Source organism: Variovorax sp. 05N34, from assembly GCF_056397405.1.
In genome coordinates this window covers 23,766-36,715 of the sequence record NZ_JBFTNI010000006.1, presented here as the reverse complement: position 1 = coordinate 36,715, position 12,950 = coordinate 23,766, and the positions used below count along the sequence as shown (strand labels likewise).

Sequence of the window (12,950 nt, the reverse complement as noted above, 5' to 3'; positions counted from 1 at the left end):
ATCTGCCGTCCGCGCGCCTTCCGAGTTGATCTGTCCTCCGCACGCTTTCGGTGTGGCCCTGACTGGGCGCACATCTCGAAGGCAGTGCTCCAAACATACAAGGCCGGCCGTGACATCGCGCGCCATTGACTCCTGCGACAGCGAACCATGAACAAGAACCTGCACCGAATCGTCTTCAACGCCGCGCGCGGCATTCGCATGGTTGTGCAGGAGACCGCCCGCAGCGCGGGCAAGTCGACGACGACCGCCACGGGACTCGGTGTGGCACTCTCAGCGTTGCTCGGCGTCGCCTCGGCGCAGGCGCAGATCATTGGGGCCCCGAACGTACCCGGCAACCAGCGGCCCACGGTGCTCACCGCTCCGAGCGGAGTCCCGCTCGTCAACATCCAGACGCCCAGCGCCGCAGGCGTCTCGCGAAACGTATATAGCCGCTTTGACATTGAGCAGCGGGGCGCGATTCTCAACAACAGCCGCAAGAACGTGCAGACGCAGCTCGGCGGTTGGGTGCAAGGGAATCCGAATTTGGCCACCGGCCCCGCGCGCATCATCGTCAACGAAATCAACTCCGGGAATCCGAGCTACCTTCGGGGACCGGTAGAAGTCGCAGGCCAGCGCGCGGAGGTCGTCATTGCGAACCCGGCGGGGATCTCCGTCAGTGGGGGCGGCTTCATCAATGCGTCAAAGGCTACGCTGACGACCGGCGTTCCCCAATTCAATGCCTTCGGCGGCCTGGACGGGTACCGCGTGAGTGGCGGAACCATCAGCATCGACGGCAAGGGCCTGGACCTCAGCCAGACTGACTACGCCGCGATCTACGCCCGTGCGATGCAGGTCGATGCAGGCATCTGGGCCAACGACCTCAAGGTCGTCACCGGCGCCAGCGACATCAGCGTCGACGGCTCGGCCATCACCCCGACCGCGGGCGCGGGGCCGGCCCCAGCCTTCGCCCTCGACTCCTCCGCCCTCGGCGGCATGTATGCCAACAAGATCGTCTTGGTCGGAAGTGAGGCCGGTCTTGGCGTGCGCAACGCCGGCGACATCGGCGCGGGAGTGGGCGGCCTCATCGTGACTGCCGAAGGGCGTTTGGAGAACACGGGCTCGCTTCAGTCGCAGGGAAGTACTGCCATCAGCGCTCCCGCCCTTGCGAACAGCGGCACGATCCTGAGCACCGGCAGCACCACCGTCGTCACGCAGGGCGATCTGAACAACTCCGGCACCATCGAAGGCCAACGCGTCGAACTCGCGAGCGCGGCCGCCGATGTGGTGAATTCGGGCACCATCCGGCAGACAAGCACGGCCGCGCTGACCATCGCAGCCCCTTCGCTTTCCAACGCGACGGGGGGCGTGATTGGGGCCGAACCGGCGCTTGCTGCGCCTGCGCCGGGCACTCCGGGCAGCGGCAGTGCGGGCGGCAGCGATCCCGCGAACGCGGGCAGCGCGGGAGGCTCGGGCGTCACCACGCCCCCAGCCGCAAACGGGGGCGGCACCACGGAGGCGCCAGCCTACCTGCCATCTTCACCTGGGAGCATCACCGCCGCCAACGGCACGATCAGGAACGACGGCGGCAAGATCTACGCGGGTGGTGCGGTCACTCTGCAGACACCGCAAGTGAACAACGCCGGTGGCTCGCTCGCGGTGACCGATCTTGCTGTCACGGGGCCGAACTTCTCGAACGCCGGCGGAACGCTGAGCATCGCCAACAGCTTCAGCGCCAACGTGGGCAGCTTCGACAACAGTGCAGGCGGCAAGCTGAATGCGGGAAGTGTGTCTGTCGTCACGACGGGCGACTTCAATAACGCGGACGGATCGATCCAGAGCAACGGCGACGTAGCATTGAACATCGGTGGCACGGCCAGTAACGAGCGCGGCACGATCTCCGCCGCTGACACCTTGACCGCGATTGTCTCCGGCGCACTGCAGAACGCCTCCGGATCGCTGGCGGCCAATCAGGCCGTGTCGATTCAGAGCCAATCCCTGGACAACACGCTCGGCTCGGTGAACTCGGCTGCAGCCGGCCTCTCGCTCAACGTCACGAACAGCTTGGTGAACTCCGGCAACATCGGCGCGGCAACGGATCTTTCCGTTTCAACGGGCAGCTTGAACAACGCCGGCAGCCTGCGCGGTGCCAACGACGGCTCGGTGGCGGTGGCCGGACAGCTCGTCAACGACGGTAGCATCACGGCCGGACGGAACACGACCGTGAGCGCGGCCAGCCTGCAAGGCGGGCGCACCGGCATTCTCGGCGCTGCAGTCCAGCACGATGGCAGCCTCGGTGTCGCGGGCGATCTGAACGTCAGCACCAGGGGTGTCCTGGTCGCCGAGGGCACGAACCTCGCTGCGGGCAATGCCATCCTGCTTGGTGCCAGCGTCGATCTGTCGGCAAGCCAGACCAGCGCCGCTAACATCGCCGTCACCGCCACGCAAGGCGACGTGACCACCAGCGGAGCCACCGTCGCCACCGCGGGCATGCTCAGCGTCACCGCCAACGGCCCAGCAGGACAAGCACTGGTGAACGAGGGCGGAACCCTGAACGCCGGGCAATTGGACCTGCGCGCAGCGAATATCATCAACACGAACGGCGGCGAACTCGTCCAGACCGGTGCCGGCGCCACCACCATCGCCGCATCGGCCACCATCGACAACAGCGCCGGGCGCATTGCCACCAACGGTCAGGACTTGAGCCTGCGGGCCAACATCATCGCCAACACCAGCGGCAGGATCGAGCATGCCGGTACAGGCACCCTACGCATCGAGGCGAATGGCTTCGACGGCGCCGACGGCCAGATCACCAGCAATGGCACATTGGTAGCCGCGGTCACCGGCCACTTCAATCAGGACGGTGGCACGACCACTGCGAAGCAGATCACCCTCGATGCCGGGTCGCTCGGCAGCCGGGGCGGCAAGATCATCCAGACCGGATCCGATGCCACGCGCATTGACGTCGTCGGCATGATCGATAACAGCGGTGGCGCCACCATCGCGAGCAACGGCGCTACCACGATCGCGGCCGGCAGCTTAAACAATCGGGCAGGATCGATTCGCGCGGCCGGCACCGCCGACCTGAGCATCAGCACGGGCGGCCTGCTCGACAACAGCGCGCAGGGGGACATCGGCGCGGGCGGCAATCTCGCCCTGGCCACCGGGAGCCTCGTGAATGACTCCGGTCGCGTCACCGCTGTGGACGATCTCACGGCGACCGTGGCCGGCGCCGTGTCCAATGTGGACGGCACGCTCGCCGGGAACGGCGACACGACGATCTCGGCGGACAGCCTGGACAGCACCCGCGGCGTGGTCGCCGCAGTCAACGGCGACTTGCGCGTCACGACGGTCGCCGCCACCGTGAACGCGGGTGGCACGATGCAGGCTGGCGGCAATGTCGCCCTCGCCAATGGTGGCCTGGACAACAGGGCCGGCAAGGTCTTCGGCAACGCGCTAGATATCGATACTCGGGGCAATGCGCTCTCGAACGTACAAGGCACGCTGGCCGCCGCGACCACCGTCGGGCTGAACTCGGGCGCGCTCATGAACGATGCCGGTCTGATCCAGTCCGGCGGCGCCATGACCGTGAACACGAACGGCCGAGGCCTGAGCAACAGCAACGCGGCGAGTTACCCAGGAGGCCAGGGCGGGATCGCCAGCGGCGGCACGCTCGACCTGAATTCTGGCAGCGTCAATAACACTGCGGGCTACATCGGCTCGAAGGACGCACTCACCGCCAGCACGGGCGCTTTCTCGAACGTCAATGGCGGCGCCGTCTTCAGTCAGTCGAGCGTTGCCATTGATACTGATGGCGCAACCTTCGACAACTCGGGTGGCCAGACCCAGTCGATTGGCGACCTAACCCTCAGCGCGGGTGACATCGCGAACACGGCCGGCTTGATCCGCTCGGTTGCGACCGCGACGCTGAGCGCCGACACCATCACGAACTCGAACGCGCAGGGCACGGACCAGGGCATCGAAGGTCAGAACGTTGCGATCACTGTCGGTAACCTCGACAACACCTCGGGCGCCATCCGCTCCGACGTCAACACCACCATCACCAGCGGCGGCAGTCTCAATAACACGTCGGGGCTGATCTCGGCCGGCGACACGCTGCACATCGTCGACCCGAACGCGGCAAACCCGGCCGCTAAGACTCTGAGTGTCACCAATAGCAACGGCACTCTCGTGGCAAACCAGAGCCTGATGTTGGACGCTGCCAAATTCAGCGGCGACGGCACCGTCGTCTCGGGCAAGGACCTGAGCATCGCACTGGTCCAGGACATCGTGAACGACGGTGAGGTCAGCGCCAATGGCGAGCTCTCGTACACCACGCTCGGCACGCTCACCAACAACGGCAAGTTGCTAGCGGGAGGCACGCTCACGGCCGGTGGCAGCACGGTCGAGAACACCGCCAATGCCGAGATGAGCGGCGCCGACACGCACATCATTGCCGGCATGCTTAACAACCGGGGCCTGATCGACAGCCACGGCCAGACGCGAATCGATGCCGGAACCGTCAACAACATCGGAACCGGACGCATCTATGGCGATGCGGTCGCGATCGGCGCTGGCACACTGAACAATGACGCGGAGACCATCGCCGGCGTGAGTTCCGCCGCCACCATCGCGGCACGCTCCAGCCTTGACGTCGGCGCCGACACGATCAACAACCGCGACGGCTCGCTGATCTTCAGCGCAGTCGACATGTACATCGGTGGTGCGCTCGATGCCGCCGGCCAGGCTATCGGCAAGGGCAGCGTGCTCAACAACCTGAGCGCGTCTTTCGAGTCCCTGGGCGACATGTCCATTGCGACAGGAACCGTCAACAACTTCGATACACATCTGGTCATCGGGCAGACCCAGGAGAGTGGTCCGCTCATCAACACCGTGATCCCCACGGGCGGGTTCGAGGCACCGCGTTCACGCTTCATCCTCGACCCTGATGACCGGTACACCTGGTACATCAATGACGACGGCACGCTGACCCCGCTAGGGCGGGGCTGGATCGAGAAATACCGCGCGACCACGACAACAACTGACTATGTCGTGGACAGCGCGCCGTCGCGACTCGTCGCCGGTGGAAACATGTCCATCGACGGCCTGCTGCGCAACCACGACAGCAAGGTGATCGCCGGCGGGAGCTTCACCTCTACCCAGCCCGTGGACAACTACGAGTCCCCGGCGCAGAAGGTCACGCGCGTCGAGGGCTGGGACGTTTCGATCTCCGGCTTCGACACCAGTGGCAACAACGACCTGACCGACTATCCCTCACACCTCATCGAGCAGCGGATCGACTCCATCAAGCTGGGCGGATTCGAGTTCAAGGAGAACCTCAACGCGACCCAAGGCTACAACGCTGGGGCAGCGTCGATCGTCAACGGGCCGGGCGGCTCTGCCGGTCAAGCTGGTGGCGTTTCGGGCGGTAGCGGACCGGGCGCCGTCATCGAGGTCGCCTCCGCCGTGAAGGGTTCGGCATCGGCGGCCGGAAGCGGTGCAGGAGCAGCAGGCGCCATCGATGCAGATGGCACCGCCGGCAGCGCGCGCGACGTCCCCACGGTCGTGCGGACCAGCGCGCCGGACACGCGCGTGCCCAGCGCCAGTCTATTTCGCACGCAGGCAGGCGGCAACTATGTCATCGAGACCGATCCGCGCTTCGCGAGCTACCGCAACTGGCTCAGCAGCGACTACCTCTTCAATGCGATGGGGTTCGACCCCAACAGCGTGCAGAAGCGCCTGGGTGACGGCTTCTATGAGCAGAAGCTCATCCGCGAGCAGGTGGCACAACTCACCGGTTACCGCTATCTGGATGGCTTCTCCAACGATGAGGAACAGTATGTGGCGCTGATGAACGCCGGGGTGACCTTCGCGCAGAAGTATCACCTGACGCCGGGCGTCGCCCTCACGGCCGAGCAGATGGCGCAGCTCACGAGCGACATCGTGTGGCTGGTCGAGCAGATGGTGACGCTGCCTGACGGCAGCACCCAGCGCGTCCTCGCGCCGCAGGTCTACGTCCGGGTGCAGCCCGGCGACATTGATGGTTCTGGTGGCCTGCTGTCGGCAGACAGAACGATCATCAAGGGCGCGCCGGGCGCCGGTGATCTGGTCAACAGCGGCACCATCGCCGGCCGCTCGCTGGTGTCCATCAGCGCCGACAACATCAACAACCTGGGCGGGCGCATCTCCGGCGGCAACGTGGCGCTGGATGCCCGAGCCGACATCAACGTCATCGGCGGCACGGTCGATGCGCGCGATTCGCTGGCGCTCGTGGCGGGCAACGACATCAACGTTCGGACGACCACCAACAGTACGCAGGGCACCAACGGGAGCCTCACCAGCATCGACCGAATTGCGGGGCTGTACGTCACCAACCCGGGCGGTTCGCTGATCGCGAGCGCTAGCCGGGACGTCAATCTCGTCGCCGCGGAAGTGGTCAGCGCCGGAGCAATAGGCGTGGGCGCCGGACGAAATATCAACCTGGGCACGGTCACGGAGTCGCGCAGCAGCGCGGTAGTGTTCAATGCGCGGAACGGATATTCCGAGTCGCAGAGTCTCGACATCGGCTCGGCGATTCAGGGCACGGGCGACGTTCACCTCGCAGCGGGCAACGATCTCAATATCAGGGCCAGCAGCGTCGCCAGCGTCGAAGGTTCGCTGGTAGCCAGCGCCGGCCACGACATTAATATTGAGGCGGGACAGGCCAGTGAGTCCAGTACCTCGTACAGTCATGCGGAATCCAAGAAGCTCCTCTCGCGTTCCAGTGCGACGGACTTCAACAGCAGCTCGACCACCGACGTGATTTCCAGCAGCTTGAGCGGCAACAGCGTCGCGCTGGTGGCCGGCAACGACATCAACGCGCAGGCCGCGCAACTGCGTTCCGACAAGGACATGAGCCTGGTCGCGGGCCGAGACATCAGTCTCACCACAGCGGACCAGGTCACCCTGGATTCGCACTACAGCGAGCGGACCAAGAAAGCCACCGGTCTGGGCATGCTCACGGGCGTCTCCCTGGGCGCTGGCGACGTGGGCGCCAAGTTCGTTGCCGGGAGTTCGAGCACTTCCATCGAATCCACGACTTCCACCCTGGCCGTTGGCACCACCGTCTCCGCAGGCAGCCTGCAAATGGTAAGCGGCCGCGACACGACGCTGCAGGGAACGACCGTCGTCGCGGACAACGACATCATCATGCTGGCTGGGCGCAACCTCACCATTGAGAGTGCACAGAACACGACCACCGGCAGAAGTTTCGACGCCAACAGCAAGAGCGGCATGATCGGCACGCGGACCAATCCCTCGCTTGGCAATGTCAAGAGCACGGAGGCGGTCTCGGGCAGCGGCGAATCTCAGTTCAGCAGCCAGGTCGCGAGTCTCAAGGGCAACGTGACGCTAATAGCAGGAGATACCTATCGCCAGACCGCTAGCAGCGTGATGGCCGTAGGTCAAGCTGGCGAGTTAGTCGGCGGAGACGTGAACGTTCTAGCCAAGAACGTCGTCATCAACGAGGCTTACCACACCGCACAGTCGTTCGACGTGATCCGGAACTCCAGCACAGTGATCGGCGGAAGCGCGAGCGTCGGGGGCATTTCGACTGACAGCCTGCGAGGCGCCAAGAGCACGGTCCAGGCAATAGACGAGACCAGCGACAGCCGTATGCAAGCGCTCGGCGTGATCAATCTCGCGATGTCGGGCAAGCAGGCCTATGACACCGCAGCGAGCTTGGCGACGGGAGGGCGCGTGGGCTACAAGGTCAGCGTGAATGTCAGCCGCGGCAAAAGCGAGAGCAGCAGCACCACCAAGGCCAGCGAGGCGGTCGGTTCCAGCATCGTCGGTTCGAACAACGTCAACATCGCCGCCACCGGCGGTGGCGAAAACTCCAATATCCACGCCATTGGCTCAACGATCACGGCGGGCAACACGGTCAACCTGGCGGCCGACAACGCCATCACTCTGGAGGCCAGCAAGAATACGTACGAGCAATATGGCGGCAACAGCAGCAGCGGCGCGAGTGTTGGCGTCGGCTTTGCGGGCGGCAGCCAGAATGGTTTCACGATTGAGTTGGGGGTGAGCCAGGGGCGCGGGAAAGAGGACGCGTCCGACCTGAGCTACAACAGCACGCACGTCAGTGGTGGCAAGGCGGTCAACGTTGCGAGCGGCGGTGACCTGAACATCAAGGGAGCCGTCATCGACGGCGAGCGCGTCGCGGCTGTGGTGGGAGGAAACCTGAACATCGAAAGCCCGCAAGACACGAGCCGTCAGGTGTCCAGGCAGAGCAGCTCAGGCGCGAACGTGAGCCTATGCATCCCGCCGATCTGCTACGGCGTCAGTACTGTGGGCGGAAGCGCGGCGAGCGCCAAGGCCAGCGGCGATTTTGCGAGTGTGTCCGTGCAGTCGGGCATCAAGGCCGGCGATGGTGGCTTTGCCGTCAACGTGAGGGGCAACACGGATCTGAAGGGCGGCGTCATCAGCAGCACGCAGGACGCGATCGACGCGGGAAAGAACAGCTTCAGGAGCGCCAGCATCACAACCAGCGACCTCGTGAACCACAGCACTTCGAACGGCAGCGGCTATGGGATGAGCGGACGCGTTGGCATGACAGCAGGAGACCAATCTGCGGCGAAGGATACGGGCACGAATGCCGCGCAGAGCGACTCTCGTCCTGGCGGAAGCGCCGGCATCGGCAGCGCCAGCAGCAGCGAGACGAGTGTCACGAAGGCAGGCATTGGCGGAGTCGCGGGCGATGAGAGCGTGAGGACCGGAGACTCCAGCAGCACCGGAGCGTTGGTGAAGGACCGGAACACCCAGACCATCCTGAACGACGTCCAGTCACAAGTGCAGATCACGCAAGAGTTCGGGCAGAAGGCCGCAAGCGCTTGGGGAGAGTATGCCAATGGCAAGCTCGTGGAAGCGCTAAATGGAAACGATCCGGAAGCTGCCGCATGCTGGGGTGACGGCGGTTACTGCAGGGTCGCCGGACATGCGGTGATTGGGGGCCTCGCAGGGGGCGCTGCTGGCGCAGCAGGTGCCGGCCTGGGCGCGGCGACGGTTCCCAACATCGGCGCGGCGGTCGGCAAGCTGGGACTGTCGGGCGCCGCGGCGGATGCTGTGACCGCAGGTCTCGCTGCCGCCGTCGGGTACGCGGCGGGTGGTTCCGGCGGTGCAGCGGGCGCATTCAACGAAGCTGCGAACAACTATCTTTCGAGCGGCCAAGTGCGCGAGATGATGGGTAAGCTGCGCGATTCGCCAACGCAGTCGGAGCGCGACAAGATCTTGAAGGAATACGCCGAGTTGAGTGCGAAGCAAAGCGACACGATCACAGCTTGTTCACCAGCCGAATGCGCGCGAATTGCTGGGGAAATCCAAGGCGGGAAGCAAGCATTGAATGATGCGAAATCGGCGCTACGCGGTTTGGCCGGAGAGTCTTCTTCGTATGGTTCGATTCTGGGAACTCAACGGAGCGACCAACAGTTCGTCTATGCCATTGGAAATGGCTGGGTCGATTCGAACGGGCAGACGCTTGATGTGTCAGCCCACATGAGGGCTCAAGGGAAGGAAATGGCCAACACTATCTCGTCGGCGGCCTCATACGCAAGTGCGGGATGCGCTGCCGCGATCATATGCGCACCCGCCGTGCCTGTGCTTGGCGGCGTAGCATGGGGTGCAAGCGCCGCATCGGATCTTATCTTTGACCCAAATCCTGGTGCTCTGTTGATCGACTCACGAATCGACAAGGCCCTCATAGGTATCGGGAATCATCTCAAAATTCCGACTTTTATAACCACCCCGATTGCGGAGGGTATTAAAAATTCAGGAGAGCTGGGTGACCTGAAAAATCAAATAAAGCCATGAGTCCACATAGAAAAGTGATCCACAAATACTCTGAGCTCGGAACGCTTGGTTTCCTAGGGTTTTTTTTCGAGCATCCATGGATTCGGTATCCCCTCTTCATTTTGGGCGGGCTGCTACTCGGTCTTGGATGGGTGTTGGGCATGCAGATCCAAGCGGAACGGACGCTCTCTAAGAGAAGCGATACGGCTCCATCAGATAGAGACCTGGGATAGTTGGAAATTCTTCACAGTATGAACAACGGCGTCGAAGACGTCGAATTATTTGACTTGTGTGCAACTGACGCGTATCAAAAGCTTTGCATTCGAATTTACCCTTCGATGGATTCGGACGTAGAAAACAATGACTTTACGCACGTTGTTTCACCGCCAAGAACCGAACAAAAAGGGCGGAATTGGTTTACGAAATGAGCTCTGATCTATCTTGATATATCGGCCAAAATGCGCGCGCAGGGGAAGGAAATGGCCAGTACCTTTTCGACTATTGCTGCATACGGTGCTGCCGGCTGTGCGGCATCCGATGCACACCTGCCGCCGCTGTAATTTCAGGCATAGGAATGGGCGCAGACATCGCGAGCACAGTGATGTTTAATAGAAACGCTCCTTCCTTCTTTGCAGGCCTAGGTGTGGATGAAGGTCTCAAAAGAATATATCAATATTTGCATATCTTTCAACTTATTGCCACGCCAATTGGCGAGGTAATTAAAAATTCCGATGAATGGGACGCATGGATTGGGGGAGCCTCGCCTTGAAGAGAATAATCTATCGTTATTCGATTCTGGGTATTCCTTGCGGTCTCCTTGGTCTAATTTTCGACAATGCATTGATGCGAAATTTCCTATTCATAGTTGGCGGCGTTCTCTGCGGCTTGGGGGCGGTTATTCTGACCGAGTTTGAAGCCCGTAGAACGATGGAAAAAAAGGGCATTGATCTAAATGCTGCTTTTGGAGAATCACCCCTCTCGACGCGTCACAAGAGTCGCGCTGAACGGGTGGTTTACGGATGCGCGGTGCTGGGCATCGGGGCAGGACTTTTTGCTATTCCACTTGAACCCGGGTGGATTCCCAAGCTTCTGCTCGTAGCTTCGGGTGCGTCGTGTTGCTTAATTTGGTTTCTTGACCGGGATGGCAAATAGATGGCCCTCACTCCGCCGATGTATGCGTAAGACGCGCGGAACTGCAATCCAATTGATCGTTGCAACACTTTTCCTCCTCGGAGGTTGCGCAATGCGCGACATCAACCCTCAAGCCGCTGCTGCAGAGGAGCGTGTTTTGCACGGGACCTTTCGGTCAGTCACGCCGGGCGCGGCCAAGCTCGTGCTGCGCAGTTCCGGGGCAGGTCACGCCGTCGTCTATTCGGTCGGCACGGCCAGCGAGGCATGTCAGGGCTTCGAGCAAGCGGGCAACGTGGCCTACAGCGGACGCGGCGTGGTCTTCTCATGGATCGCCCGCATGAACGAAAGAACGCGCAGCGCGTTGTTCAAGACACAGCCGTACATAGAGCGCGAGGTAGACCCGGGACGTATCGTCCAATCCAGGCAATCGGCAATTGGCAACAGGCCAACACACCAGCGACCCTGCCCATGGGTACGGGCAACTGTGGCCCGCTTGTCGCGAGATTTCTTCCAGTCGCCGGCCACGTCAATGTCGTTGACTTTGCTTGGCGAGACGGCCTCAGTTGCGCTCAGCTCGAAACGGATATGACCGACCGCTGCGCACCCATGCCGGTGCGGTCCGACGCCACGCAGAGTTGCCCGGCGTCAAAGAGCTTGGCTCCGTAACCCGGCCCCATGCCGAGCAGCACAACCCAAACGATTTTGAAAATGGAACCAATGGAAAAGCCTTGCCCGTCGATCTCTTCCGCCGCAGTCCTGGCGCCGCATTCGCCGCTGCAGGCCTACTACGGTGATGAAGCTGAGCACGCGCAGTTCCTGCGCGGCATCTTCGATGCCACCGCGCCTGACTACGATCGCATCGAGCGCTTGCTGGCGCTCGGCTCGGGACCATGGTATCGGCGTTCCGCATTGAAACGCGCCGGGATCGCAGCCGGAGACGAAGTGCTCGACGTCGGCATCGGAACCGGCTTGGTCGCACGCGAGGCATCGCTACTGATTGGCCCCGGTAGCCGACTGGTCGGAGTGGACCCCAGCCCCGGCATGTTGTGCGAAGTGACGCTGCCGGGCATCGAGCTCTTCGGCGGCCGGGCCGAGGCGTTGCCGCAATCCGATGCGAGCAGCGACTTCCTCAGCATGGGCTACGCGCTGCGCCACATTGCTGATGTGAATGCGGCCTTCGCCGAGTTCTTCCGCGTGCTTCGACCAGGTGGCCGGCTGCTGATCCTTGAGATCACCAAGCCCAAAGGGACCGTCGGCACGGCGCCGCCGGATTCGACGACGTGAAGCGTCACGTCGAACTCGGAATCTTCTCCGAATACACCGCTGTCAAAAAGGCCTGAGCCCAGTTCGTAGGGGCCGAGGCACCCCGCAATTCCCCGGGGGTGCTCGCCTGCGCCTTCGTTTCATCACTCGTCAACTTCAAAAGCAATGAACCTGTCTCGCCTCCCATTTCTGGCCATCTCTGGGGCCATTCTTCTCTCTGGCTGCGCCACCCGCTTGGAGCAACCCATCAGTGGCTACACATGCTGCAACCTTCGCCCCAGCTACGGCTGGGTCTCTAGCAACAACGTGCTGGGGGGCCCGATTCTCCCGGCCGGCGAGTCGGCGAAGTTCGACAGTGCGAAGCGCGATCTGTATTTTTACGGCACGGTTGGCGGCGAATACATGGCATTGCGCGATGACGCAGCTCGTAGCAATGAAGGTACGCAGCGCTGGCTGCGCCAGATCGTGGTTCCCTCGGACCCCAAGCTGGAGCTCTCAACCTGGAGCCCTGAAGTGCAGAAGGCGGTGTACTCCGCCAAAGTCATGGTTGGCATGACGCGTCGTCAGGTGCTGATGGCCCTCAGCTACCCGTCGCGCGACGACACAAAGGACCTGGAAGCCAGCGCCTGGCGGTACTGGACGGCGCAGGAAGACGAGACGGTCAATGTGCACTTCGGCGCCGACGGCACGGTCAGCGGGTTTTCTGGCAAGCCCTCTGCGGTCCGCACGGTCGAGTTCAAGCGCTGATCCCA

5 protein-coding genes are annotated in these 12,950 nt (G+C 62.7%); all 5 read left to right on the top strand.

What is annotated here, in order from left to right; all coding sequences use genetic code 11:
• Window positions 1–147: 147 nt before the first annotated feature.
• The 5 genes from AC1DMA_RS17205 to AC1DMA_RS17185 all read left to right on the top strand — a co-directional run bounded on the left by AC1DMA_RS17205 (window position 148) and on the right by AC1DMA_RS17185 (window position 12,945).
• On the top strand, window positions 148–9,825 hold the full coding sequence (locus AC1DMA_RS17205) for a hemagglutinin repeat-containing protein (RefSeq protein ID WP_478144963.1): 9,678 nt from the start codon (window positions 148–150) through the stop codon (window positions 9,823–9,825).
• Window positions 9,826–10,539: 714 nt separating this feature from the next.
• Window positions 10,540–10,956, top strand: coding sequence for a hypothetical protein (locus AC1DMA_RS17200; RefSeq protein WP_478128002.1), 417 nt, complete (start codon window positions 10,540–10,542; stop codon window positions 10,954–10,956).
• A gap of 91 nt (window positions 10,957–11,047) precedes the next feature.
• Window positions 11,048–11,524: a hypothetical protein gene (locus AC1DMA_RS17195; RefSeq protein WP_478144962.1), complete on the top strand. Its 477-nt coding sequence runs from the start codon at window positions 11,048–11,050 to the stop codon at window positions 11,522–11,524.
• Window positions 11,525–11,643: 119 nt separating this feature from the next.
• The gene (locus tag AC1DMA_RS17190; RefSeq protein WP_478144961.1) at window positions 11,644–12,219 is read left to right on the top strand and encodes a class I SAM-dependent methyltransferase; all 576 of its coding nucleotides are present in this window, start codon (window positions 11,644–11,646) and stop codon (window positions 12,217–12,219) included.
• A 144-nt stretch (window positions 12,220–12,363) separates the two neighbouring features.
• A complete protein-coding gene (locus tag AC1DMA_RS17185) occupies window positions 12,364–12,945 on the top strand; it encodes a hypothetical protein (RefSeq protein ID WP_478144960.1) in 582 nt (193 codons plus the stop codon).
• Window positions 12,946–12,950: the final 5 nt, after the last annotated feature.

What these genes read in the sequence shown, in the direction of transcription:
- AC1DMA_RS17200 (WP_478128002.1), top strand. Translation starts at nt 10,540, where the DNA reads ATGGGACGCATGGATTGGGGGAGCCTCGCCTTGAAGAGAATAATCTAT.
- AC1DMA_RS17185 (WP_478144960.1), top strand. Translation starts at nt 12,364, where the DNA reads ATGAACCTGTCTCGCCTCCCATTTCTGGCCATCTCTGGGGCCATTCTT.
- AC1DMA_RS17195 (WP_478144962.1), top strand. Translation starts at nt 11,048, where the DNA reads ATGCGCGACATCAACCCTCAAGCCGCTGCTGCAGAGGAGCGTGTTTTG.
- AC1DMA_RS17205 (WP_478144963.1), top strand. Translation starts at nt 148, where the DNA reads ATGAACAAGAACCTGCACCGAATCGTCTTCAACGCCGCGCGCGGCATT.
- AC1DMA_RS17190 (WP_478144961.1), top strand. Translation starts at nt 11,644, where the DNA reads ATGGAACCAATGGAAAAGCCTTGCCCGTCGATCTCTTCCGCCGCAGTC.